At 66.6% G+C, this 25,549-nt stretch carries 19 protein-coding genes; 8 read left to right on the top strand and 11 right to left on the bottom strand.

Going from position 1 to position 25,549, the window contains the following annotated elements; all coding sequences use genetic code 11:
* Positions 1-63: 63 nt before the first annotated feature.
* Together ACP59X_RS16875 and ACP59X_RS16870 are read right to left on the bottom strand one after the other, a co-directional pair.
* Positions 64-651, bottom strand: coding sequence for a DJ-1/PfpI family protein (locus ACP59X_RS16875; RefSeq protein WP_428560564.1), 588 nt, complete (start codon positions 649-651; stop codon positions 64-66).
* Positions 652-705: 54 nt separating this feature from the next.
* On the bottom strand, positions 706-1,050 hold the full coding sequence (locus tag ACP59X_RS16870; protein ID WP_428560562.1) for a hypothetical protein: 345 nt from the start codon (positions 1,048-1,050) through the stop codon (positions 706-708).
* Positions 1,051-1,211: 161 nt separating this feature from the next.
* Here ACP59X_RS16870 and ACP59X_RS16865 point away from each other — a divergent pair, with 161 nt between their 5' ends.
* The 5 genes from ACP59X_RS16865 (at position 1,212) to ACP59X_RS16845 (ending at position 9,388) form a co-directional block, all read left to right on the top strand.
* Positions 1,212-3,758 carry a ComEC/Rec2 family competence protein gene (locus ACP59X_RS16865; RefSeq protein ID WP_428560560.1) on the top strand — a complete coding sequence of 849 codons (2,547 nt, stop codon included), beginning with the start codon at positions 1,212-1,214 and terminating at the stop codon, positions 3,756-3,758.
* Between the two features lie 10 nt (positions 3,759-3,768).
* Positions 3,769-4,764, top strand: coding sequence for a cation diffusion facilitator family transporter (locus ACP59X_RS16860; protein ID WP_428560557.1), 996 nt, complete (start codon positions 3,769-3,771; stop codon positions 4,762-4,764).
* A gap of 53 nt (positions 4,765-4,817) precedes the next feature.
* A complete protein-coding gene (locus ACP59X_RS16855; RefSeq protein WP_428560555.1) occupies positions 4,818-5,588 on the top strand; it encodes a LytR/AlgR family response regulator transcription factor in 771 nt (256 codons plus the stop codon).
* Between the two features lie 103 nt (positions 5,589-5,691).
* On the top strand, positions 5,692-7,443 hold the full coding sequence (locus tag ACP59X_RS16850) for a LytS/YhcK type 5TM receptor domain-containing protein (RefSeq protein WP_428560553.1): 1,752 nt from the start codon (positions 5,692-5,694) through the stop codon (positions 7,441-7,443).
* A gap of 133 nt (positions 7,444-7,576) precedes the next feature.
* Positions 7,577-9,388 (top strand): carbon starvation CstA family protein, encoded by a 1,812-nt coding sequence (locus ACP59X_RS16845; protein WP_428560551.1) that lies wholly within the window; start codon positions 7,577-7,579, stop codon positions 9,386-9,388.
* A gap of 180 nt (positions 9,389-9,568) precedes the next feature.
* On the opposite strand, the gene ACP59X_RS16840 is transcribed toward ACP59X_RS16845, so the two are convergent.
* On the bottom strand, positions 9,569-12,013 hold the full coding sequence (locus ACP59X_RS16840; RefSeq protein WP_428560548.1) for a PAS domain-containing hybrid sensor histidine kinase/response regulator: 2,445 nt from the start codon (positions 12,011-12,013) through the stop codon (positions 9,569-9,571).
* A 375-nt stretch (positions 12,014-12,388) separates the two neighbouring features.
* Between ACP59X_RS16840 and ACP59X_RS16835 the strand changes: the two genes are divergently transcribed.
* Together ACP59X_RS16835 and hydG are read left to right on the top strand one after the other, a co-directional pair.
* Entirely contained in the window at positions 12,389-12,664 is a 276-nt protein-coding gene (locus ACP59X_RS16835) for a TM1266 family iron-only hydrogenase system putative regulator (RefSeq protein ID WP_428560546.1), read from the top strand.
* On the top strand, positions 12,657-14,093 hold the full coding sequence (gene hydG, locus ACP59X_RS16830; RefSeq protein WP_428560544.1) for a [FeFe] hydrogenase H-cluster radical SAM maturase HydG: 1,437 nt from the start codon (positions 12,657-12,659) through the stop codon (positions 14,091-14,093). The genes ACP59X_RS16835 and hydG overlap by 8 nt, the downstream gene beginning before the upstream one ends.
* A 109-nt stretch (positions 14,094-14,202) precedes the next feature.
* On the opposite strand, the gene ACP59X_RS16825 is transcribed toward hydG, so the two are convergent.
* From ACP59X_RS16825 to ACP59X_RS16795, 7 genes are all read right to left on the bottom strand, one after another.
* Positions 14,203-15,021 carry a carboxypeptidase-like regulatory domain-containing protein gene (locus ACP59X_RS16825; RefSeq protein ID WP_428560541.1) on the bottom strand — a complete coding sequence of 273 codons (819 nt, stop codon included), beginning with the start codon at positions 15,019-15,021 and terminating at the stop codon, positions 14,203-14,205.
* 213 nt (positions 15,022-15,234) lie between these two features.
* A complete protein-coding gene (locus tag ACP59X_RS16820) occupies positions 15,235-15,837 on the bottom strand; it encodes a PqiC family protein (RefSeq protein WP_428560539.1) in 603 nt (200 codons plus the stop codon).
* Positions 15,834-16,847, bottom strand: a complete 1,014-nt coding sequence (locus tag ACP59X_RS16815) for an MlaD family protein (protein WP_428560537.1) — start codon at positions 16,845-16,847, stop codon at positions 15,834-15,836. Before ACP59X_RS16815 ends, ACP59X_RS16820 begins: the two co-directional genes overlap by 4 nt.
* A gap of 35 nt (positions 16,848-16,882) precedes the next feature.
* The gene (locus tag ACP59X_RS16810) at positions 16,883-17,662 is read right to left on the bottom strand and encodes an ABC transporter ATP-binding protein (protein WP_428560535.1); all 780 of its coding nucleotides are present in this window, start codon (positions 17,660-17,662) and stop codon (positions 16,883-16,885) included.
* 6 nt (positions 17,663-17,668) lie between these two features.
* Complete coding sequence (locus ACP59X_RS16805; protein ID WP_428560533.1) at positions 17,669-18,826, bottom strand: MlaE family ABC transporter permease; 1,158 nt, start codon at positions 18,824-18,826, stop codon at positions 17,669-17,671.
* 127 nt (positions 18,827-18,953) lie between these two features.
* Positions 18,954-19,295: a hypothetical protein gene (locus ACP59X_RS16800; RefSeq protein ID WP_428560531.1), complete on the bottom strand. Its 342-nt coding sequence runs from the start codon at positions 19,293-19,295 to the stop codon at positions 18,954-18,956.
* A 206-nt stretch (positions 19,296-19,501) separates the two neighbouring features.
* The gene (locus ACP59X_RS16795; RefSeq protein WP_428560529.1) at positions 19,502-20,410 is read right to left on the bottom strand and encodes a hypothetical protein; all 909 of its coding nucleotides are present in this window, start codon (positions 20,408-20,410) and stop codon (positions 19,502-19,504) included.
* A 1,003-nt stretch (positions 20,411-21,413) separates the two neighbouring features.
* Between ACP59X_RS16795 and ACP59X_RS16790 the strand changes: the two genes are divergently transcribed.
* Positions 21,414-24,554, top strand: a complete 3,141-nt coding sequence (locus ACP59X_RS16790; RefSeq protein WP_428560527.1) for a S8 family serine peptidase — start codon at positions 21,414-21,416, stop codon at positions 24,552-24,554.
* A 158-nt stretch (positions 24,555-24,712) separates the two neighbouring features.
* Here the strand turns inward: ACP59X_RS16790 and ACP59X_RS16785 are convergent, their stop codons facing one another.
* Positions 24,713-25,501, bottom strand: a complete 789-nt coding sequence (locus ACP59X_RS16785) for a prepilin peptidase (RefSeq protein WP_428560525.1) — start codon at positions 25,499-25,501, stop codon at positions 24,713-24,715.
* Positions 25,502-25,549: the final 48 nt, after the last annotated feature.

Here is a 25,549-nt window from a genome sequence, read left to right as displayed (position 1 = left end):
GGCCCGCCCAGGCGGCGGCACGGGGCCGGCTGCCACCGGCCCCGTGCCGCGCATGGCCGCGGGTTACGGCTCGATTTTCGTGCCGAGCATCTCCAGGAACTTGCGCATCCATTCCGGGTGGGCCGGCCAGGCCGGGCCGGTGACCAGGTTGCCGCTGACCACGGCGTTGGAAAACGTCTCGTTGGGGCCGACGTAGCTCGCGCCGGCGCGTTCGATGTCCGGCGCCACGGCCGGGTAGGCCATGCACTGGCAGCCGGCGATGACGTCCGCCGCCACCAGCACCTGCTGGCCGTGGCAGATGGCGGCGATGGGCTTTTTCGTCGCCCCGAAATGCTTGACGATCTCAATGACCCGGGGGTTGAGGCGAATGTATTCCGGCGCCCGGCCGCCCGGGATGACCAGGGCGTCGAAGCTGGCCTCGTCCACGGCGTCGAAATCGTAGTTGAGCCCGAAGTTGTGGCCCGGCTTTTCACTGTAGGTCTGGTCGCCCTCGAAGTCATGCACCGCCGTGCGCACGGTTTCGCCGGTTTTCTTGCCGGGGCACACGGCCTTGACGTCATGGCCGACCATGACGAGCATCTGGAAGGGCACCATGACCTCGTAGTCCTCGACATAATCACCGACGAGCATCAGGATTTTTTTGACCGCCATACGTGACTCCTTGCCTGCGGGTTTGGACCATGTCCCGGGGGGACGCCCCCCGGGTTACTTCGTGCAGTTGCACCGGTAGAATTTGCGGTTGCAAAATTCCAGGCAAGCCTCGCGCGTCTGCTTGATCTTCTCCCGGCACTGGGGCGCGGTGCCGGCGAGCAGTTCCTCGGCACGCTGGCGGCAGACCGCCTGGCAGCTGGCCATGTCCTCGTGATAGTCCGTGGTCACCGCCTCAAAGACCGCGCAGACCCGGGCGGCGCAAGGACCGTCGGCTCCGGCCGGGTCGGACCGGCAAGAGGCTTCGAATTCCTGCGGCGTGATGATCGGCTGGAACTTGGTGCAGCCAAGCGTGCCCAGGCAACAACAACAGACGAGTGTGACGATCGCGAGTCGCGGCACGTGTTCCTCCCGGCCCGGTGGGGCGACGGCTTTTTCGGTCCTGGCCGGCCTTGTACCGCCTCGGCCGGGCCATGACAAGCCGGCTTGGCGCCAGCCTTGCGCAAAGGGGCCGGGAATCCTAGGATCGGGGCCGCAATCGCCGACCGTGAGGCCCGCCGCCGATGGGACCGCCGCCCGAAAAAACGCCTGCCGGTTCCGCCCGGACCACCGTGCCGCCGCTTCTGCCCTGGCAACCCTGCCTGATCGCCTACGCCGCCGGCATCGCGGCCGTGGCCTTCCCCTGGCTTGGCCTGTGCGCCCTTGGCCTGTTGGCCCTTTTCCCGCGCCCGGCCAGGGGGCGACCGCGCCTGTGGCATTTCGGCCTGGCCTTCGGCCTGGGCTTGGCCGCCGGGGCCCTGGCCATGCCGGCCCTGCCCCGGGACGCGCCGCCGTGCCTGGCCCAGCGCAAACCCGTGGACCTCGTCGGCGAGGTCGCCGCCGTGGAGGGCCGCCCGGGCGGCCGGTTGGCCGTCACCCTGGAGGGGGTCGTGGCCACGGGCGGGGACTGCCCGGGCACGCCCCTGCCCGGGCGCCTGGCCCTGGCCATCGACCAGCCGGCCTTTCGCCCCGTGCCGGGCGAGACCCTCGCCGTGACGGCCAGGCTGCGCACCACCGGCGGCTTTGACAACCCCGGCGGCGCGGATTTCGTGTTCCTGCGCCGGCTGGAGGGAATTTTCTACCGGGCCTACGCCCGGGGTGACAGGGGCCAGGTGCGCCGGCTGGCGCCCGGCGGCAACGCCCTGGCCCTGCGCCGCGAGGCCCTGCTGCGGGCCGTGGAGGCGGCTCTGGCCCCGCCTGGCGACGCCGACAGCGTGTCGCGCGCCGCCCTGGCCGCGCCCGCGGGCGACGACAGCCTGTCGCCGGCCGCCCGGGCCATGACCGTGGCCCTTGTTTTCGGCGATCTGTCCGGCTTTTCCCCGGACGACCTGGATGTGCTGCGCCGGGCCTCCCTGTCCCATACCCTGGCCCTGTCCGGCATGAACGTCTCCTATGTCGTGGCCGTGGCCGCCGCCTTGGCCTGGGCCATCGGGCGGCTGCGGCCGGGGCTGTTCCTGCGCCTGCCCCGGCCCTACCTGACCCTGGCCCTGGCCGCGCCGCTGGTGGCCGGCTATTGCTGGCTCGGCGGCTATTCGCCGTCCCTGTACCGGGCCGCCTGCATGTTCGGCTGCTGCGCGGTGCTGCTTTTTTCCGGCCGCCAGGCGCCGCTGCTCGACGGGCTGTTTCTGGCCCTGGGGATCATGCTGGCAGCCATGCCCCTGGCCGTGTTCGACGCCAGGTTGCAGCTTTCGGCCCTGGCCGTGGCCGGCATCGGGCTTTTCTGGGCGCCGTTCGCCGCGTTTTGCCGCCGCCTGCCCGGGCCGTGGCCGCTGCGCTGGCCGCTCGTCGGGCTCCTGGGCGTCCTGTGGACCAGTCTTTGCGCCGAGGCCGCCGTCCTGCCGGTGGTGTGCCGCCTGTTCGGCGACCTCAATTTCAATCCCTGGATCAATGTGCTGTGGCTGCCGCCGCTGGGGCTGGTGGTCACGCCCCTGGCCCTCGTCGGCGCGGTGCTCGTGCCCGTGCCCGGGCTGTCGAGCCTGGGGGGACTGGCCCTTTGGGCCGCGGCCTGGGGCTGCGAGGGGCTTATGCGCGGCCTGGCCTTCCTGGACGCCCACCAGATGCTCGTGACCACGGCCGTTTTGCGCCCGCGTTGGCCCGAGGCCCTGGGCTGCCTGGGGCTTTTCGCCGCCTTGGCCGTGACCCTGGCCGGGGGGCGGCGGCCGGTGGCCGCCATGGGCTGCTGCCTGGCCCTGCTGGTCGGGCCGGGGCTGTGGCGCGCCGTTTCCGACCTGCGCGCCGGGCCGTCCCTGACCGTCCTCGATGTCGGCCAGGGCCAGTCCGTGGTCCTGGCCCTGCCGGGCGGGCGGCGCTACGTTATCGATGCCGGCGGGCTCTACGGCGATTTCGACGTGGGCCGGGCCGTGGTCGGGGCTTTTCTCGCCGACGGCGCTCCGCCGCGCCTCGAGGCCGCCCTGGCCAGCCATCCCCACGCCGACCACGTCAAGGGTTTCGTCTCGCTGCTTGCCCGTTTCGACGTAGGGGCCTTCTACGACAACGGCGGCAGGCCCGAGGGCGCCCTGGCCGCGCCCATGGCCCGGTCCCTGGCGGACAGGGCCATCCCCCGCGCCGCCCTGGCCGCCGGCGACCGCCTGGAGCTTGGCGACGGCTACGCCCTGGAGGTGCTGCACCCCGGCCCGGGCGACGACCGCTCGGGCAACAACGGTTCCCTCATCCTTCGCCTGACGCGCGGCGGGGTCGGCTTGGCCGTCATCCCCGGCGACGCCGAACGCGGGGTGCTCTCGCGCCTGGCCGCCTCCGGCGCCCAGCTTTCGGCCACGGTGCTTATCCTGCCGCACCACGGCTCGGTCACCGGTTTTTCGCGGCGGTTTTTGGCCGCCGTTTCGCCCAAGGTCGCCATCGCCAGTTGCGGCGACACCTGGGCCTTTCCCGCATCCAAGGTCGAGGCCTTCCTGGCCCGGCAAGGCTGCCCGGTACTGGCCACCAACCGCGACGGGGCCGTGACCGTGAACCTGGCCGCCTCCGGCGACATGCCGTCCGTGGCCAGGCAGGCCGCGCCGACCGGGGGCGATGCCGTCAAAAAGCCGTTTGCCACGCCGCCCGTCCCACGGTAAGCACCGCGCCATGCGCGAGACGACACCCCCGAAATCCTCTCCCGAGGTCCGGGCGGCCCGCTTGTCCCTGGGGGTCGCCGTGGCGCTTTTGGCTGTGAAGATGGCCGCCTGGCTGGCCACCGGTTCGGCGGCCATCCTGTCCGACGCCCTGGAATCCATCATCAACGTGGTGGCGGCCGCTTTTGCGGTCGTAAGCGTCTCCGTGGCCGCAACACCTCCGGACGAGCGCCACCCCTACGGCCACGGCAACATCGAGTACTACGCCGCCCTGATCGAGGGCCTGCTCATCCTGCTGGCCTCGGTGCTCATCTTCTGGGAATCCTGGGACAAGGTCTTCCACCCCGCGCCCATGCCCAACCTGGGCGCGGGCCTTGGGTTGTTGCTGGCGGCCGGCGGCGTCAACCTGTGGCTGGGGCTCAAGCTCCTGCGCCAGGGCAAACGCTCGGGCTCGCTCACCCTGGAGGCCGACGGCCGGCACGTGCTGACCGACGTCTACACGTCCGCCGGCGTGCTCGTGGGCCTGGCCCTGGTCTGGGCCACGGGCTGGCTGTGGCTCGACGGCGCCATCGCCTGCCTGGTCGGGGTCAACATCGCCTGGGCCGGGGTGGGGCTGGTGCGGCGCTCGGTCTCGGGCTTCATGATCGAATCCGACCCGGTGCTGCTGGCGGGCATCTGCGCCATCCTGCGCGAAAACCGCCAGCCCTGCTGGATCGACATCCACAGGCTGCGGGCCATCAAGGCCGGCCGGCGCGTCCACGTGGACCTGCACCTGATCCTGCCCCGGGACATGCCCCTGTCCGAGGCCCACAAGCAGGTCGACGCCATGGAGTCGCTGTTGCTTTCCCGGCTTGGCCCCGAGGCCGACGTCATGATCCACGCCGACCCCTGCGCCGACGCCCGCTGCCCGGTCTGCGAGGCCGACCCCTGCGAGCTGCGGGCCGGCGGCACCGTGGCTTCGCCCGTGTGGACCCCGGCCACCACCGGCGAGCCGAAAAAGGCCGGCTGAGCCCGTTTTCCCGGTCGCTTTACAAGCGCGGGGCGCGGCGCTACCCAGGGTCCATGAAGCTGCGCGCGCTCATCGTCGACGACGAGAAACCGGCCCGGGACGAGCTGGCCTACCTGCTCGGCGCCCATGCCGACCTCGAGCTGTCCGAGGCCGACAGCGCGCGCACGGCCCTGGCCGCCATCGAGGCCGACCGGCCGGACCTCGTGCTCCTCGACATCCGCATGCCCGGCCAGGACGGCTTCGACGTGCTCAAAAGCGCCCTGACCCTGCCCCATGTGCCGCTTTTCATCTTCGTGACCGCCTTTGACCAGTACGCCGTGGCCGCCTTCGAGCAAAACGCCGTGGATTACCTGCTCAAGCCCGTGGCCCCCGAACGGCTGGCCATAAGCCTCGAGCGGGCCAGGCGGCGCCTGGCCGCCGGCCGGGCCCGGGAAGCCGAGGCCATGGCCGCGCTGCTGTCGGGCTTGGGCCGGGGCGGCCCTCCCTGCTGCCGGCTGGCCGTGGAGCGCCATGGCCGCATCGCGCTGCTGCCGGCCAAGGACATCTGGCTCATCGAGGCCGACGACAAGGGGGTCTGCGCGCTCACCGACCAGGGGCGGCTGGCCTGCCACGCCATGCCGAGCCTGGCCAAGGCCGAGGAACGCCTGGCCGGGCTGGCCTTTTTCCGGGCCAACCGGGCCGTGCTCGTCAATCTGGAGCGCGTGGCCGAACTGGCGCCCTGGATCGGCGGCAAGTACCTGCTCGTCCTCGACGACCCGGACCGCACCGAGGTCACGGTCAGCCGCAACCGGGTGCGGGAGTTCAAGGAACGCCTGGGGCTGTAGCATCTCAAAAGCCGGCGGTGTTTGCGGCGCAGCAAACGTGCCGGCAAGCCTGCCCGCGGGGCCTCGTGGGAGGGCCGCGGCAGGAGGCGAGGAGGGCCGCGCCGTGGACCTCGACATTTTCGTTCCCGCCGTCCCGGACCTGTTCTTGAACCTGTCCCAGCGCTTCGGCCTGCTTTTGGCCGGGGGCTTCGCCATCATGACCATGGCCCCCTTCGAGCGCATGAACCTGGGGGGGCGGCGGCCGCTGTGGAGCCTGCTGGCCGTCACCGCGCTCTTCGGGATTTTCGGCATCCTCGGCACCTACACCGGCAACTACGTCTTCCATTCCTACGCCAACCTGCGGGCCATGGGCGTGATCACGGCCGGGCTGTTCGGCGGGCCGGTGGTGGGCATCGGGGCCGGGCTCATTGCCGGCGGCCACCGCTACCTCATCGACATCGGCGGCTTTTCGGCCCTGCCCTGCGCCCTGGCCACCTTTCTCGAAGGCGCGGCCGCCGGGTTCGTGGCCCGGCGTTTCCCGGCCCAGTCCCTGGACTGGGGCGTGGCCATGGCCCTGGGCATCGTGGGTGAGACCGCCCACATGGGCCTGGTGCTGGCCCTGTCGCGGCCCTTTGCCGAGGCCGTGGACTTAGTCGAGGTCATCGGCGCGCCCATGATCGTCATTAACGCCATGGGCGCGGCCATCTTCGTCAAGGCCCTGGGCCTGCAACGCCGGCTTCGCGAACAGCGCGACTCCTCCGAAGCCCGGCGCATCCTGTCCATCGCGAGCAAAACCGTGGCCCACCTGCGCGGCGGCCTCACCCCGGACTCGGCCGCGGCCACGGCCGCCATCATCCTGGCCGAGACGGGCGTGGCCGCCGTGGCCGTAACCGGCAACGCCACCATCCTGGCCCACGTGGGCGCGGGCGAAGACCACCACACCGTGGGCGAGCCCTGGCGCACCAAGGCCACCCGCCTGGCCTTCGAAAGCGGCACGGCCCTTTTTTTGCGCGACCCCGAGGCCATCGGCTGCGCCAAGGCCGGTTGCCCGCTGCGCGAGGCCATCATCGTGCCCCTGCGCAAGGGCAAGGTAATCCGGGGCTGCCTCAAGCTCTACGGCACTAAGGACCGGCCCCTGGACAAGCCCCTGTTCGAGCTGGCCAAGGGCCTGGCCGCCCTTTTTTCCACCCAGCTCGAACTCGAGGACATCGGCATCGCCAACCAGTTGCTGGCCCACGCCGAGATCCGGCGCCTGCAGGCCCAGATCAACCCGCATTTCCTGTTCAATTCCCTAAACACCATCGCCTCGTTTTGCCGCACCGCCCCGGGGCAGGCCCGGGAGCTGCTGCTCGATCTGGCCCGCTACATGCGCCGCAACCTGGACAGCTCAAGGGGCCTGGTGCGCCTGTCCGAGGAGATGGACCAGGTGCGCTCCTACCTGGCCATCGAGCAGGCCCGCTTCGGCGAGCGCATCCGCTCCGAGATCGACCTGGAACCGGGCTGCCAGGAATGGCTCGTGCCGCCGCTTTTGATTCAGCCGCTGGTGGAGAACAGCGTCCGCCACGGCCTGCAGGGCCGCGAGGAGGGGGGCCGGGTGCGTATCGCGGCCCGGCGCGAAAACGGCCATCTGCGCGTGGTGGTGGAGGACGACGGCCTGGGCATGAGCCAGGAGACCGTGGACGTCATCCTCTCGCCGCGCACCCTGGAGTCCATGACCGAGGGCGTGGGGGCGCGCAATTCCAACCAGCGCCTCATCCAGCTCTTCGGCCCCGAATACGGCCTGCGGGTGGAAAGCGCCCCGGGCCGGGGCAGCCGCATCACCTTCCGGGTGCCGCCGGCGGGCAAACCCGCCGAGGCCCTGCCCGTCAGCCCCTGAAAATGTCGTTTCGGCCCCCGGATTATCCCTTTGGCGCCGGCAATCTTGTTGTCGCGACTGGCCCGTGCCAGAAGGGGGCCGCAATCGGCAACAGGCCGCCACCGAAAGGGGCGGTCAAACACGGGAGGCTGGCATGAACGCCCTGACCCTGGTTTTCGCCGCCCTGTGCTTTTTCGCCATCGGTTACCGCTTCTACGGACTCTTCTTCGCCAAGAAGGTCCTCGGCGTCAACGACAGCCGCCTGACGCCGGCGGTGACCATGGCCGATGGGCACGATTACGTGAAAACCAACAAGTACGTCCTTTTCGGTCACCATTTCGCGGCCATCGCCGCGGCCGGGCCGCTGATCGGCCCGGTGCTGGCCGCCCAGTTCGGCTACATGCCGGGGGCGCTGTGGATCCTCATCGGCTGCGTCCTGGCCGGCTGCGTCCACGACACGGTGGTCCTTTTCGCCTCGGTGCGCCACAAGGGCCGGTCCCTGGCCTACATCGCCAGCAAGGAAATCGGCAAGGCCACCGGCGGCGTGGCTTCCGTGGCCGTGCTGTTCATCCTCATCCTGACCCTGGCCGGCCTGTCCCTGGCCGTGGTCAACGCCATGCACGACAGCCCCTGGGGCACCTTCACCGTCTTCGCCACCATCCCCATCGCCCTGATCATGGGCGTGTACCTGCACAAGTGGCGTGACGGCGACGTGCTTGGCGCCTCCCTCATCGGCGTGGCGCTGATGTTCATCACCATCCTCGTCGGGCCCTATGTCGCCGAAAGCCCGGTCTGGCGGCCCATCTTCGACCTGCCCCGCCCGGCCATCGCCCTGACCATTCCGCTGTACGGCTTCGTGGCCTCGGTGCTGCCGGTCTGGCTGCTGTTGTGCCCGCGCGACTATCTGTCGACCTACCTCAAGATCGGCACCATCGTCGCCCTGACCATCGGCATCTTCTGGGTCCACCCCATGCTGCAAATGCCGGCCTTCACCAAGTTCGTCGGTGGCGGCGGCCCCATCATCAACGGCGCCGTCTTCCCGTTCCTTTTCATCACCATCGCCTGCGGTGCGCTTTCGGGCTTCCACGCCATCATCGGCACGGGCACCACGCCCAAGATGCTCGACAGCGAGCACAACCTGCTGTTCGTCGGTTTCGGGGCCATGCTCATGGAAGGCTTCGTGGCCATCATGGCCCTGGTCGCCGCCTGCGTGCTGGTGCCCAACGACTATTTCGCCATCAACACCGCGCCGGCCGTCTTCGCCAAGCTCGGCATGACCCCGGTGGACCTGCCCGCCCTGGCCGCGGCCGTGGGCGAGAACATCCAGGGACGCCCCGGCGGCGCCGTGTCGCTGGCCGTGGGCATGGCCTACATCTTCTCGTCCATCCCGTTCATGAGCCACCTCATGGGCTACTGGTACCACTTCGCCATCATGTTCGAGGCCGTCTTCATCCTCACGGCCGTGGACACCGGCACCCGCGTCGGCCGCTTCTTCCTCCAGGAAATGATCGGCCAGGTGGTGCCCAAGTTCCAGGAAAAGCACTGGTGGCCCGGCATCATCAGCACCTCGGCCATCTTCACCTTCGCCTGGGGCTACCTGGTCTACACCGGCGACATCTCGACCATCTGGCCGCTTTTTGGCATGTCCAACCAGCTGCTGGCGGCCGTGGGCCTTCTCATCGGCACGACCATGATCATCCGCATGGGCCGGGCCCGCTACGCGCCCCTGACGGCCATCCCGGGGCTGGCCATGGTCGGCATCACCGGCTGGGCCGGCTACCTCCAGATCGTCAACACCTACCTGCCCCAGGGCAAGTACCTGCTGACCTCCCTGGCCGTCACCATCCTGGTGCTCATGGCCATCGTCATCATCGGCACGGTGCGCCGCTGGATGCAGCTGCTCGAGATCAAGACGCCGGTCGTCGACGCCTACGGCGACAAGGTGCTGGAAGTCGTCGGGGAATAGGGCCCGGCCCGTTTCCCGCGGACGAACGAAAGGCCGGGGCGGCGAAACCGCTCCGGCCTTTGTCGTGGCGCGGCGGCTTGTCCCAGATTTGGGGCACGGCGTCAGCTGTGTTTCACGAGCGTGGCGCTCTCTCAGCAAGAGCGCTGTGGGAATACGGGTGCTTCCCAAGCGGAACCGCGATCACGCCTTGGGCGCGGCAACGGCCTGGTAGGCGCGCAAGGTGTCGAGCAACACCGCCCGTCGGATGGGCTTGGTCAGGAAGGCGTCGGCCCCGGCGGCCAGGCCTTTCTGCTCGAAAACGGCAAAGGCGTGGGCCGAGAGCATGACCACGGGCGTGCGCCAGCTGCCGCAGGCGGCCTCCAGGCGGCGGATGGCTTCGGTGGCGGCGCAGCCGTCCATCTCGGGCATCTCCATGTCCATGAGGATCAGGTCGAAGCGGCCGGGGGCGAAACGCGCGAGGGCCTCCCGGCCCGTGGCCGCGACCTCGATGTCGTAGGGCTCGTTTTCCAGGAAAAGCCGGATCATCTCCTGGTTGGCCCGGGAGTCTTCCACGAGCAGCAGGCGCCGGCGGCGGGCGTCGCCGGCCGGTTGGCCGGCCGGTGACGACGGCGCGGACACGGTCGCGGCCGGGGCTTCCCCCAGGGACGGCAGGGTGAAATGGAAACGGGAACCCCGCCCCGGGCGGCTTTGTAGGCCGATCTCCCCGCCCATGCCCTCCACCAGCCGCTTGCAGATGGCCAGCCCCAGCCCCGTCCCCGCCGGGCGGCGGCCAGATGGGTCCTGGGCCTGGGTGAAGGGGGCGAAAACCCGTTGGCAGTCCGCCGCCGCGATGCCGATGCCGGTGTCGTCCACGGCGACGTGCAGCGCCGGGTGGCCGCCGATTGGGGGCGCGGCGGCGAGGGTGACCGTGATCGAGCCATGGGGCGTGAATTTCACGGCGTTCCAGATGAGGTTGACCAGGACCTGGCGCAGGCGGTCCGGATCGTTGACCAGCGTTGCCGGCACCGCCCCGTGGTGGCGCATGGCCAGGAGCAAGCCTTTCTCCTCGGCCGGGACGCGCATGAACTCCCGCACCTCGGCGACCAGGGCGGCCGGGTCGAAGGCCCGGGGGCGCAGTTCGAGCTTGTTGGCCTCGATCTGGGAGAGGTCGAGGATGTCGTTGAGCAGGTGGAGCAGGAGCCGGCCGGAATTGTCCAGGGCGGCCAGGTAGCGTTTCTGGGCGCTGGTGAGGGCGGTTTCCCGCAACAGTTCGGTCATGCCCAGGATGATGTTCATGGGCGTGCGGATTTCGTGGCTCATGTTGGCCAGGAATTCCGTTTTGGCCAGGCTTGCGGCCATGGCCGCGTCCCGGGCCTCGGCCAGGCTCTGCTCGTAGCGCTTGCGCAGGGTCAGGTCGCGGGCGGCCACCAGGCACAGCGTGCGGCCGCGTTCCACGAAGGCCACGCCGTGGACTTCGGTGGGGAAGGTCGAACCGTCGGCCCGGCGGGCCAGGCCCTCGAAGCAGAACGGCCCCAGCTGCATGGCGTCCCAGATGCCCTGCAACACATCCGGCGGGCAGACGACCTCGAAATCAGGCACCGCCAGGTTCAGGAGTGTCCGGCGGTCATAGCCGAGCAGTGTGCAGGCCCGGTCGTTGACGTCGAGCACCTTGCCGCGCATGTCGTGCAAAAAGACCGCGTCCGGGGTGTTCTGGGCCAGCAGCCGGTAGCGCTGCTCGCTTTCCCGCAGGGCCTGTTCGGCTTCCTTGCGGGCGGTGATGTCGGCGTTGGCCCCGGCCAGGCGAACCACTTTACCGGAGGCGTCGCGGATCGCCCCGCCCCGGCAGGACATCCAGCGGTAGCTGCCGTCCCTGTGGCGCAGCCGGAATTCCATGGAAAAAGCGGTTGGTTCGCCCTTGGCGCGGGCTTCCAGGACGGCATCCACGGCCGGCATGTCGTCGGGATGCAACAGGGCACGGCAGTTCTCGAGCAGATCGGAAAAATCGCCGCGCCGGTAGCCCAGCTGCTCCAGCCAGCGGTCCGTGAGGGAGACCTCGTCCGTATCGACGGCCCAACTCCAGATGCCTTCATCGAGATGGGGCAGGGCCGTGGCGAAGTGCACCTCGCCGTCCACCAGTTGTCTGTCCAGGATTTCCTGAAGGCTGGGGCTTTGGAAGATGCCGCACAGGAACATCTCCCGGTCCTGGCGCAACGGGAAGGCGGTGATGCGGCACGACAGGCGTTGGCCGTCGGCGCGCAGCACGGTCATGGGGCGCAGCGTGCTGCACGGCCCGGTGAACAAGCCGTCGCGGATGCAGCCCATGAGGGCGCGGTGCGTTCCCCGGTCCTCCCGGGGATGCAGGAGAAGATGGTCGAGGCCGGGAAGGCTGGCCAGCGGCCTGGCGAAAAGCTCGGCCGCGGCCTGGTTGGCGTCGACGATGATCCCCGTCGCGGCGGCGAGGAGGACGATGGCCTGGCCCAGGGAGTCGAGGAGCATGGGGCCGATGCCTGGGGTCGCCAGCAGGGCGGCAAGCGCGCCGGGGGCGTCGAGGCTCTTGTTGAGCGAGGCCGTAGCCGGCGGGGGCGCCTCGGGCGCGGGAGGGGGCACGGCGGCGGCGTCCGTCGTGGCGACGGCCGGTTTCGTCATGGGGGCATTGCCTGGTCAAGCGGAACGACAAAAGCCGGATGAGGGTTCAAATACAGGGAGACGCCGCCTTATCGCTGCCGTAACGTAACCGGTTCCGCGCCACCAGGCAACAGCACCCACGGCGGCCGGTGTCGTCTTTCTGAGTACAAATTTTTTATTCGTGCTACTAGCCAGGCGCTTGAAAAAGGCCTATGGTTTCCTTGCTGCGACGCCGGGCCCCACGGGCCTGTCGCCAAGGCGAACGAAACACGACGCTGTCTGCTGGCAAGGGGCCGCCCCCGCGCCGAGGATGAAGCCCATGAACCGGAATGCAATCACAGCCCTTTTTCGCGTTTGGCGAAGGAGGGCTTTTTTCATGGCTCAAGGAGGCGCGCGGTGAACAGGCGTATCGGCGTGATCGGCATTGTCATCGAGGAGCCCCGCCAAATGGCGGAAAAGGTCAACGCCATCCTGAGCGAACACGGCGCCATGATCCTCGGCCGCATGGGCATCCCCCGGCCCGAATACCATGCCGGGGTGGTGGCGCTGATTATCGAGGGCACAACCGACGAGATCGGTTCGTTAACAGGCAAGCTCGGGAATCTTCCCGGCGTGACCGTCAAATCTGCGCTGACGACCAAGACCTTGCGCAAGGAGCAAGACCATGATTGACGAATCCCAGAGAACGCCCGACGCGTTCATCGACGACGCCCGCATCGCGGCGGCGCTCACCCAGGCCACGACCCTGGCCAAGGACCCCGAGGCGGTCGGGGCCATTATCGACAAGGCCCTGCGCTACAAGGGGCTTTCGGCCGAGGAAGTGGCCGTGCTGCTCGAAGTGACCGACGAGGCCTTGCTGGAGCGGATGTTCACGGCGGCCAAGACGGTCAAGGAAGCCATCTACGGCAAGCGCATCGTCTTGTTCGCGCCGCTGTACCTCTCGAGCTTTTGCGTCAACAACTGTGTCTACTGCGGCTACAAGCGCAGCAACAAGGAACAGCTGCGCAAGCGCCTGACCATGGACGAGATCAAGCGCGAAGTGGAGATCCTCGAGTCGCTCGGGCACAAGCGCCTGGCCGTGGAAGCCGGCGAGGACCCCAAGAACTGCCCCATCGAATACGTCACCGACGCCATCAAGGCCATCTACAGCATCAAGGACGGCAACGGCTCCATCCGCCGCGTCAACGTCAACATCGCCGCCACCGTGGTCGAGGACTACAAAAAACTCAAGGACGCGGAAATCGGCACCTACATCCTGTTCCAGGAAACCTACCAGCGCGACCGCTACGCCGAGCTCCATCCCACCGGCCCCAAGCACGACTACAACTGGCATACCACCGCCATGGACCGGGCCATGAAAGCCGGCATCGACGACGTGGGCATCGGCGTGCTCTATGGCCTGTACGACTGGAAGTTCGAAACCGTGGCCATGTTTCTGCACGCCGAGCACCTGGAGAAAACCTTCGGCGTCGGGCCCCACACCATTTCCGTGCCGCGCATGCGCCCGGCCGGGGCCGTCAACCTCGACACCTTCCCCCACCTCGTGCCCGACGAGGCCTTCAAGAAGATCATCGCCATCATCCGCCTGGCCGTGCCCTACACCGGCATGATCCTGTCCACCCGCGAAGACCCGGATTTTCGCGACGAACTCATCGACTGCGGCATCTCGCAAATAAGCGCCGGCTCCTGCACCGGCGTCGGCGGCTACCAGAAGACCGTGGTCGAGCACGAGTCCACCCACAACACCAACAACGGCCAGCAGTTCGAGCCCAGCGACCAGCGCTCTCCCAACGAGATCATCCGCATGCTGTGCCAGCGCGGCTTCGTGCCGAGCTACTGCACCGCCTGCTACCGCCAGGGCCGCACCGGCGACCGGTTCATGTCCCTGGCCAAGGACGGCACCATCCAGAACGTCTGCCTGCCCAACGCGCTTTTGACCTTCAAGGAATACCTGATCGACTACGCCGACCCCGAAACCAAGGCCGTGGGCGAGGAACGCATCCAGGAGGCCCTGTCCACCATCCCCAAGGACGGCATCCGCGAACTGACGGTCCAGCGCCTGCACGACATCGAATGCGGGCGGCGGGATTTGTTCTTTTAAAAAAGGACAGGCAAAGGGCGCGAAAAGGCCCCGGGTGGACGCGGCGATTTTTCCGCGGCCGCCCGGGGCCTGCGCGTTGGTGTGGCGCTTGCCGGGTGGCGGGTGAGGTTTAGTTGAGGGGAACGACCACGGTTTTGGAGCCGGAGGGCTTGCTGAGCGTGAAGTTGATGCCGCTGGTGACGGCGTTGGCTTCTACCGTAATGGGCGTTCTATTGGCATATGTCGTGTTGTTGTAGTAAATCGGTTGTCCGTTGTCATACAGAAAGCACTTGTAATCGCTGGCGGGGTAAAAGGGGCCGGCCGTGAAATTTCCCGAGGAATTCGTCGAAGTGCCGTAGGACATGCGGTCGATGTCGCGGCTGCAATAGACGTAGGCCCCGGAGGTCGGTTTGCCATCGTAGGATACCACGGTGCCCGTGATCAATCCGCCGGCTTGGGTCAGATCGATATTGAGTGTCGTCGTCTGGCCGGCGACGAGCGTGACCAACTGGGCTTCACCACATTGCAGATATTGGTTCTCGTAGTAATACGGTGCGAGAATGTTCCCGGCTTCACCCTGCGGCGGGGTGACTTTCAGGTAGTACGATCCGGCGGCCATGGTGATGGTGTACGAACCGTTCGCCCCGGTCCCGCTGCCGCCTTGGGTGCTGCAATCGTACGTCCGCTGTTCGATGTTGACCGTGGCGCCGCTCAGGGGTTCGCCATTGGCCGTGATGACGCCGGTCAGGACGCCCGTCGCATCGGCTTTGGCGGCCGGTCCGCAGGAAGCGTTGTCAGAGGGAAGGGCTTCCAAGATGACGGCTTGGGGACCTGCTTGGGGCGCGGTGGTGGTCGTGCCCTCGGCCCAACAGGATATCGCGTTGGCAAGGGACAGTACGAGTGTCAGTAGCAAGAGGGTCGTGGTCGCTTTGTGACTAGATGTGGGCATCCCATACTCCTTTTCCGTTTAGGCGTTTGTTGTTGGCGATAAGAACAACTCCTCCCTTGTTGCTCAAGCATTTCCGCAGGGCGCGTCTGCTGCCGTGTCACACGCTCAAAACGTCGGCCTGCGTACCCAAGGGCCGTATGCAGGCATTCACCCCCATCTTCCCGGTTTTGTTTCCCTTGCCATGGCTGCACGGCCCGGGGGAACAGGGCAGGGCTACTGCCGCAGCGAGTCGGCCACGTCCTTGGCGAATTGTTCGACCAGCCGGCTTTGGGCGGCGGCCAGGCTGTCGTAGTCCGGGCCACCGGCGGCCTGGCGGTATTCGTTGGAGCGCCAGGCGAGGTTTTTGCCGTCGGTGTCGAGGACGGACCAACTGGCGCGCAGCACGGCGTCCTGACCGAGCACGCCGTCGAAGCGGGCGACCTGGATGACGACCTGGCGGTCGGGGTGGCCGCCTGTCGGCCAGGGGTAGGTGACCAGGGGCTTGGCGCAGACCAGCCCGGCCAGGTTTTCGGTCAGGATGCGCTGGAAGTTTTCGCGCGGGGTTTCGATCCACTGGTCGAATTCGGCCAGTTGCATGCGGTTGGCCCCGGTGCGGGTGACGATCTGGGAGCGGTCGAGGTAGGCGGGGAAATCCACCGGGCCCACGCCCACGGACAGGCAGGGGCCGGAGGGCGCTTGGTCTTTTTGGGCGGCCGGCGCGGAACTGAGGGAATAGAAATGGGTGGGTGCGGACTTGCCGCAGCCGGCCAGGAGCAGCAGCGCGGCGGCTAAGGCGGCCGGGACGGCCAGGGTGCGGCGCATGGACGCGGTGCTCATTTCTTGGGGCCTCCCTTGCCCTGGATGAGCGCCTCGGGGTGGCGCTCGAGGAAGTTGGCGAACTCGCGGATGGCCCGGGCGGCGTTGGCGATCTCGGCCAGGGCACGGTTTAAGTCCGTGACGGTGGGAGAGTTGGTGTTGACGACCTTCTGGAAGTTGCCGATGGCCGACCGGCTGTCCTTGAGGGTGGAGTCGAGGCTGCCCAGGGTGGCCTTGGCCGAGGCGCTGAGGCCTTCGGAGCGCATGTCGAGGTTTTTGGCCAGCTCGGAGAAGTTCTGGATGGCCAGGTCGAGGCTGTGGGCCATGGGGCCGACCTTGTCGCGGATTTCGCGCAGAAGCTCGTTGCCGGAATTGAAGGTCGTGTCGATCTTGGCGGGCAGGGACTTGATTTCCGGCGAATTGACGAGGTTTTCGATGCCGGTGACCGCGCCGATGAGGCGATCGACGAGGTCCTGCAGCGGCAGCTTCTTGATGGTCTCGGTGAGTTTCTCGAAGGTCGAGGGCACGGTGGGGATTTCGGGGATGTCCGTGCCGCCGACCAGGCGCACCGGCGTGTCGGGCATGAGGTCCAGGGACACGGCGAGCTGGCCGGTGACGAAACTCTGGGTCACGAGTTGGGCCCGCAGGCCTTTCTCGATGAGCTGGGTGAGCAGGTTGCCAGGGGATTCCTTGCGGGCGTCGGCCAGGGACTCGGGGCCCTGGCCGTTTTTCTTCATCCGTTCCAGCTTGATCTTGCCGCCGAGCAGTTCCACCACCACGGGGATGTAGAATTTGAGGTTCGAGGGGTCGGCCTCGATGCTGATCTCCTTGACCGCGCCGATGGGCACGCCGCGAAAGACCACCGGCGCGCCCACTTCCAGGCCGCTGACCGAGTTGGGGAAGAACATGATGCATTTGTAGCGCTGGGAAAAAAACATGCCCGAGCCCAGGGCCACGATGGCGCCCAGGGCCAGGACCAGCGCGCCCAGAACGAAGACGCCGATCAGTGTTTTATTGGCTTTGGCGCTCATGCTGCATCCCTTTATTGGCTGTCGCGTCCGTCGGGCTATTCCTTGCCCCGGGTGAGGAAGTGGCGCAGGTTGGGGTCGGTGGAGTGGGCCAGGAGCTCCTTGGGGTCGCCGCTGGCGCTCATGGTCCGGGTGTCGACGTTTAAAAAGACGGAATTGTTGCCGATGGCGAAGATGCTCGGCAGCTCGTGGGTGACGACCACGAAGGTGGCGCCGAGGCTCTCGCGCAGCTCCAGGATCAGTTCGTCCAGGAGGTGGGCGCTGATGGGGTCCAGGCCGGCCGAGGGCTCGTCGAAAAAGAGGATGTCCGGGTCCAGGGCCATGGCCCGGGCCAGGCCGGCCCGCTTGCACATGCCGCCGCTGATTTCCGAGGGGTAGAAGTCCTCGAACCCGGCCAGGCCGACCAGGGCCAGCTTGAGGGAGGCCAGCTCGCGGATGTCCCGGCGCGAAAGCCTGGTGTACTGCGACAACGGCAGGCCGATGTTCTCGGCCAGGGTCATGGAACTGAAAAGCGCCCCGGACTGGTAGAGGATGCCCGTGCGGCGCAGGATGGCGTCGCGCTCGTCGGGGTCGACCTCCCACAGGCTGCCCTCGCGGTAGACCACCCGGCCCTTGGCCGGCTCCTTGAGCCCCACCAGCACGCGCAACAGCGTCGATTTGCCGCAGCCGCTGCCGCCCATGATGATGAAGACGTCGCCGCGGTTCACGGTGAAGTCGAGGTCGCGCATGATGACGAAATCGCCGTAGGCCATGGTCAGGTTCTCGACGCGGATGGCCGGCGGGAGCGGGGCGGCGGGGGCGAGGGGGCTGGCGTCCATGGGCTGCTACACGCCGATGATGTTGCAGGCCACGGTGATCACGGCCGTGGCGATGATGATGGCCAGGATGCTCGTGACCACGGCCGAGGTGGTGGCCTGGCCCACGGCCAGGGCGCTGCGGCCGCAGCGCATGCCGCGGTAGCAGCCGGCCATGGCCACCAGCACGCCGAAGACCGTGCTGTGGATGAGCCCGATCCAGAAGTTGGCCAGGGGCACGGACTGCCAGGTGTGGGTCAGGTACTGGACGGGGTTGATCTTGAGCATGAACACGCCGACGATGAAGCCGCCGACGATGCCCATGAGGTCGGCGTAGACGCACAACAGCGGCATCATGAGCACCAGGGCGATCAGGCGCGGCAGCACCAAAAATTGGGTCGGCGAAAAGCCGAAGGTGCGCAGGGCGTCGATCTCCTCGTTGACCTGCATGGTGCCGAGTTCGGCGGCGTAGGCCGCGCCGGTGCGGCCGGCCATGATGATGCCGGTCATGATGGCGCCCATCACGCGCACCATGGCGATGCCGACGATGGTGGAAACATAGATTTGCGCCCCGAACTGGGACAGCTGGATGGCGCCGACGAAAGCCAGGATGAGCCCGACCAGCAGGCTGATGAGCGAAACGATGGGCAGGGCCTCGACACTGGCCTGGTAGATAAGCGAGGCCAGCCCCGAGCGCTGGAACACGGCCTTGCCCCGCAACAGGGCCAGGCAGGCCAGGGTCACGTCGCCGACGAAGTCCAGCAGGTTGATGAGCGCCTGGTAGGCGGCCAGGCCGAGGTCGCCCAGGCGTTCGAAGAAGGGCGCCTGCTTGGCCGTTCGGGCGGCGCCCTGCCGTTCGGGCACCTTGCGGGCCAAATCCAGGAGGCGTTCGACGCCCGGGGGCAGGCCCGAGAAGTCCACGGCCACCCGGTACTGGCCGGCCAGGGCGAGCAGAGCCCGGCAGTGGGTGAGAAACAGGCTGTCCCAGCCGGTGACCCCGGCCGTGTCGAAACCCAGGCTTTTGGGCGGCGGCGTGGCGGCAAGCGCGGCCAGGACGGGCGCCGGATCGGGAAAAGGCCGGTTGGTGCGCCACGAGCCGGACAGGCGCAGGATCAGGGACTCGCCCTCGCGGACGATGTCCCGATGGGGCATGTCAGCGGGCGTGCGTTCCTTGGGCGAGGCGGTCATGGCTTCTGGTTCAACCTAAATGCGGGACATGGTATCCGGCCATCCAATCGGCTCCAACCGGGCGTCTGTCAAGCGACAATGCGGTTGCGGCCACAAAAACCGCAACCGCATCGGTACGCCGGCCGGGTCATTGGGGCTTGGGATACTGGCGCAGGCATTCCTGCTCGCACAGGCTCGTGCCGCGGTCGATCATGTAGCCGCAGTCCCGCAACTGGTAGCCCTGGTAGTAGAGCTGATCCGCCACCTGGTTGCAGGCCGTGCGGCAGGCGCCGGACGTGGCGAATTTCTGTGTGATGACGTTTTCGTAGAGCTGGCACATGTCCATGTCCGAATCGCAGGGGTCGGACCCGGGCGGCGTGATGCAGTTGCCGTAGAACATGGAGGGCGAGGCGGGCTTGAGCGGGCCGCAACCGGTCAGGGCCGGCCCCAGGATGGCGAAGGCCAGGGCGCACAGGAGCAGGGGTTTCATGATGTCCTCCGTGGGGATGGGGGTGGAGAGAGGCAGGTTATGGATCGGATAGCACGGCAAACCCGGCCAAGGCCAGTGTTGATGCGTCGCAGGGCCGGGTTTTTTGTCTTGTCCGGGTGGCGCCACGTACGCAGGGCTTGGGGGCGGATGGAAAACGATCCGCAACGCCCGCGGCCTTGTGGCACGATCCAGGCATGGGGGCCGGCTCAATAGTCATCGACGGCCTCGATGCGCTGCCGGGTAGCCGCATACGCCGCGTCATCCGGCGCAATGGCCGGCCTGGCGCGCAGCGCCTCGCATTCGCACCTGAAGAAGTCCTCAAGGGACAGCCCGTCGGGGCGGGCGAGCTTTTCCATGCGGAAGGTAAAGACGGTTGGCGCATTGTTGGCTTGCCCGTTGTCGGTCACGCCTTGCCCCCTGAGCCAGAACGGTGTTCGCCGGGACACAAGATGATGCCGCAGCGGATCGACAATCAAATAGTGGCCGAGTTCCATCATATTGTGACAATGAAATATGGCATGAAGGTTGTTGTGCCAGCGAAAGATGTTGGCGGTGGTTATGTTGTCGAAGCCAAAGATGATGAAAAGCCCTTTGGCGCGAAGGAAGTGTTTTTCGGCTGCATAGACGAAAAAGGAACACTGTAATATGATGTCCATGGTCGGCGTGACATACTGCACGAGGTAGACGCCGTTGAGTAGATCGAAAAGTGCCTGGGTGTAGTCTTCGGAATTGTAACCGAGGTATTTTTTTTGAAATTCGGCCCCATAGCCAAAGTTCAGGGGGGCGGCGGCCTGGCTTGGCTCAGACCATTCTCTTCTCAGGGCCTGGCGCATGTCCGCCGTGGGGTCGGTCAAGGTCCCGGCAGGGAGTTGCAGGCATTTCGCGTAATCGCCCAGGCGGTCTTCCGGGATGCCCAGGCGGATATGCGCGTCAATGGTATTGGGGCTGTGTGGCAGGCCGTAGGAGAGCCATCTGTCCCAGTTGAGGACGTGATTGGGGTCAGCGGTGTTTTTCCGCCAATGTTTCCCGAGGGCGAGTAATGCTTGCCGAAGATTGTCCCCCGCGATTGCATTGCGTGGCTTCGGGGGGCGACCATTATTCATTTTCGAACACATGATGTCCCTTCGTGGCCGTTCGATACCTTTCCATGTATATTATGTAAAACTATGTTGTACGTCAAGTCGCCTTGGCAGCGGATCCTGATGCTGCTTCCGTGAAGGGCCGGAATTCGTCGCGCGATATGGATTTGATTGTGTCCAAATAAGTATAAAAAGGGATATTTTTGCAATGTGGCAATATTGGTCGCCTCGTGATTTTGCATGGCTGCTATCCATTGAGGTGTCGAAAATTCCAAGTCAAAAGAAGTGAAAAATGGAGCGGACGTCAAGCGTATTGCATCGGGCCTTGTCCGTAATGATTGTGCATTGCGGGGGAGTATGGCAGCCGTGCGCAGGGTGGCCTCACCGGGAGGCGGTTTCGATGCCTTTTTCAACAGTTGAGAAAGGCTAAGATGATTATAGCCGAATCAATGGCTGCCTGTCGCTTCTTCTGTTGCGTGGCGGCTTGGAAGCGAAAGCCTTGTATAGACCGGTGGCCGGAATGGCTGATCCAGGAAGCCAGCGAGGCCTGTTGTTGCTCGCGTGTTTTTTTTCATTGCCGCTTCGGACAGGGGGTGCTCCGTTTTATCCCTGTAATTGCCCTCGCCGGGTGTTTTGCATATTCGGACGTTGTTCCCCGCAGGACTTGTGCAGGATTTTCGGTATCGTATTTGTGTGATGAATGTATGGCGAGTGATTCCGTCAACAATAAGTCAATGCTTTTCGGCGTCAAGTGAGCTTCGAGTTGTAAAATGTGAGCGTTGCCTGTAGGGTCCTTGGCAGCACGTCCATTTGTAGGGAATATGGTTGGAATTGCCTGTTCAAACGCTCGAAGTTGTGTGTGGATAAACGGATGACCCAGGGTTGCTAGCGGAGGTGTGCTCGTCGTTGAGCATTGTTCCATGTTAATTATTTGGGGGGGATAAACGCAATGCGCTTTCGTAAAAGGACAATCCTAGAAGGTCTCGTCGCCGTCCTTGTTGTGCTGGCCTGGGGGGGAAGCAACCTTGTTGTGGCGTCCATGACGCCGGAAGAACTGCGCAAAGGCGAGGTGCACGCCGCATCCGATCAGGCCGGGAGCGGGAAGGCGAGCCAGGCCGCGCCCGCAACGGCCGGCGCACCCGCGGCCGATTCCAGCCTGAGCCCCCAGGCCATGGAGACGTTTCAGGCGCAACTGCGCATGCTGCAGGAAGAAAAGGACGCCCTGACGCCGGTGCAAAGGAAAATCAATTCGGCTATCGTCCGCTCCCTGCATACGAGCGTGCTCAAGGATCGCAAAAAAAGCCTCCCCCTGTTGGAGGACGACGTCGCCCTGTCGGCCGACAACATGATCCTGGTGGACATCAAGGCCGAGGTCGATGACGGGTTGTTGCGCTTCATCGCGACGTGCGGCGGGGTCGTTGTCAACGCCTATCCCCAGTACCAGGCCATCCGCGCCCGGGTACCCATCACCCAGGTCGAAACCATCGCCGCCCAGGCGGGCGTTCGCTTCATCGACAAGGCCCAGGGCTACATCCTGCACAAGCAGAACACCTCGGAGGGGGATGTCGCCCACAAGGCGCCCACGGTCAGGGGGCTCGGCTACAACGGCGCGGGCGTCAAGGTCGGCGTCATTTCCGATTCCGTGGATCACCTGGCCGATGTCCAGGCCACGGGCGATCTCCCGGCCAACGTCACCGTGCTGCAGGACGACCCGGGCAACTCCGGCGAGGGCACGGCGATGCTGGAAATCGTCCATGACCTGGCGCCGGGGGCCTCGCTGTATTTCGCCACGGCCGACATGGGCATGGCCGGTTTCGCCAGCAACATCATCGCGCTCAAGGATGCCGGCTGCAAGGTCATCGTGGATGACGTGGGCTACTTCGCGGAATCGCCCTTCCAGGACGATGTCATCTCCCAGGCCGTGAGCACCGTAACCAACGCCGGTGTCCTCTATTTTTCTTCCGCCGCCAACGACGGCAACCTCCATTCGAGCCATTCCGGCACGTATGAAGGGGATTTCACGGATGACGGCCAAGGCCTGCACTTGTTCGCGCCGTCGAACAACGGGGATAAAATCCTGCAAAACCCCGGGGCCATTACCCTGCAGTGGTCCGATCCGTTGGGGGCGTCGAGCAATGACTATGATTTATACGTAGTGAATGCATCAGGAAATATCATAGCAAAGTCTGAGAACTCACAAAACGGTACCTCTGATCCCTATGAGCAAATCAACGTGGCCTATGCCGGCAAAAACTATGTCGGCTACTATGTCGTGGTGTCCAAGTATTCCGGATCGACCCGGTTTCTGCATATCGGGGCCATTCGCGGCATCCTGAATTATGCCACCAACGGCGCGACCAAGGGCCATAGCACCGTGGACAAGGCCTTCGGTGTCGCGGCGGTCAGCGCCTACAATACGTCAGCGGCCTTCACCGGCGCCGAGTCCGTGGAGACCTACTCCAGCGACGGCCCCCGGCGGGTCTTCTACAACGCCGACGGAACGGCCATCACCCCGGACAACCTGTTGCACTCCGGCGGCACGGTGCGCCAAAAACCGGACATCACCGCCGCCGATTGCGTCAAGACCGCCACTCCCGATTTCAATCCCTTCTGCGGCACCTCGGCCGCGGCGCCCCATGCCGCGGCCATCGCGGCCCAGCTCCTGTCGGCGAAACCGGGCGCCACCCTGGCCGAGGTCCGCGCGGCCCTGACCACGACCGCCCTGCTTACGCCGTCCACCTGGGACGACTATTCCGGTTACGGCATCATCATGGCCGACGCGGCCGTCAATGCCCTGGGTGTCAGCCAGACCGGCTCCCTGACCGTGACCATCGGGCCCGCCGGCGCGGTCACCGCCGGCGCCCAGTGGAACGTGGACGGCGGCGCCTGGCGCAACAGCGGGGCCACGGCCACGGGGCTTTCGGCCGGCAGCCATGTCGTGGCCTACAAGGAGGTCACCGGCTGGACCAAGCCGGCCAACCAGACCGTCACGGTCACGGCCAACCAGGCCGCCACGGCCAGCGGCGTCTACACCGCCGTGGCCCAGAACGGCACCCTGGCCGTGAACATCACGCCGCCGGCCGCCGTGGACGCGGGAGCGTCGTTGTGCCTGACGGTCGGCACGAGTTCGGTATGCAAATCCAGCGGCACGGCCACCATTGCGGCCGGCACCTATTCCGGCTGGTTCACGGACGTGACCGGCTGGACCAAGCCCGGCAACCAGACCGTGACCATCACGGCCAACCAGACCACCACCGTGTCCGGAACCTACAGCCAGGCCGTTACCACCGGCTCGCTCACCGTCACCATCCTGCCGGCCGGGGCCGTGACCGCCGGGGCGCAGTGGCGCCTGGACGGCGGCGACTGGCGCGACGGCGGCGCCACCCTGGAAGGCCTGGCCACCGGGTCGCACACGGTCTCCTTCAAGCCGGTCTCCGGCTGGACGACGCCCGGCGACCAGGCCGTGGCCATAACGGCCAACACCCTGGCCTCGGCCACGGGCACCTATGTCGCCCAAACGGCCGCCAAGGGCGATTATACCCTCGATGCCCACGCCGCCTATGCCTGGGAAGACGACAGGGACGCCACGGTCGTGTCCCAGGTGGGCGACGACCTCAAGGCCTATCCGATCCAACTGGGTTTCGGGTTCACGCTGTACGGCCAGAAGTATACGGCCGCCTATGTCAGCACCAAGGGCTTCCTGAGCTTTGCGCAACAGTCGTCGGATTACAACAACGTGCAACTCCCGAACACCACGGCGCCGAAAGCGCTGATCGCGCCGTGGTGGGACGACCTCATCGTGGCGACGGGCGGGGCAGTTTCCTACAAACGCGTGGGCACCTCGCCCAATGCGAAGCTGATCGTCACCTGGCGCAAGATGCGGCACTACGGATCCTCGACCTCGGCCAGTGATGCCGCTTTCCAGATCGTGCTCCATGAAAGCAGCGGTATCATCAAGATGCAGTATCAGAATACGGACATGGCGGCGGATGGCTGGTCCAGGGGGGCCAGCGCCACGGTGGGCATCCAGGATGCCGAGGGCACCACGGGCTTGCAGTATTCCACCAATACGCCCCTTCTGAGCAGCGGCCAGGCCCTGACCTTCACACCCGGCGGAGCCGCCCCCGCTCTGGGCAATATCTTCATCCTGTTGCAGGGGGAGGGTGGCTCCCGCCGCTAGCGCAACGACGACGTGCCGCGCCGGGGCGTCCCCGTCCACGAGGGGACGCCCCGCACCGCCGCAAAAGCGGTGGGCGAGGGGCCGACGCCCGCCGGCCGAGGGGGCGGGGTTGCAACCGGGCGAGGGTGTCTGCCCGGGGTGGGGCGAGGCGCCGTCGCCTACCGGCCGAGCAGCAGGCGCAGGATGGCCGGGCCGTAGAGGATCTGCACCATGGCGCCCAGGCACAGAAACGGGCCGAAGGGAATGGGCATGGACCGGCCCCGGCCCTTGCCGAGGACATACAAGGGGCTGGCCAGCAGCGCCGCCACACTGCCCAGGAGCACGGCATACGGCAGCCCCAGCACGCCCACGACCCCGCCGATGGAGAGCATCAGCTTGACGTCACCGCCGCCCAGGCCGTCCACGCCCTTGGCCAGGCGGTAGCCGGCGGCCAGCAGCCAGAACACTCCGAACCCCGCCGCCGCGCCGATGCCGGCCAGTTCCGGCCCGATGTCCGGCCGCAGGGCCCCGATGGCGCAGCCGAGGACCGCGGCCGGGTAGGTGAGGACATTGGGCAGCAGGTAGACCTGGAAATCGATGGCCGAGGCCACGATGTAGAGCCCCCCGAGGGCCAGGTAGGCCAAAAACCACCAGGTCGGGCCGAAGGCCAGGGCGACCAGCACCGCCCAGGCGGCCGAGGCCAGCTCGATGAGCGGATACAGCGGCGAGATGCGTTCCCGACAGCCTGCGCAACGCCCCCGCAGCACCAGGTAGCTCACCACGGGCACCAGTTCCCACCAGGCCAGGGCATGGCCGCAACGCGGGCAATGGGAGGGCGGGCGCACGATGGACGTGCCCGCGATGGCCCGGGTGACGCAGACCGAATAGAAGCTGCCGAGCACCAATCCCAGCACGGCGGCGGCGGCCGGAAAGAAAAAGGGAGCGAGGACGGCGATGTTCTGGGGCATCCGGCTCTCTTGACCGTCCGGCCCGCCGGCGTCAAGGGCAAGCGTGAA

Source organism: Solidesulfovibrio sp. DCME, from assembly GCF_049995385.1.
Taxonomy (GTDB): domain Bacteria; phylum Desulfobacterota; class Desulfovibrionia; order Desulfovibrionales; family Desulfovibrionaceae; genus Solidesulfovibrio.
Note: the sequence above shows the minus strand (reverse complement) of the source record. Positions and strands in the feature narration are given on the sequence as shown.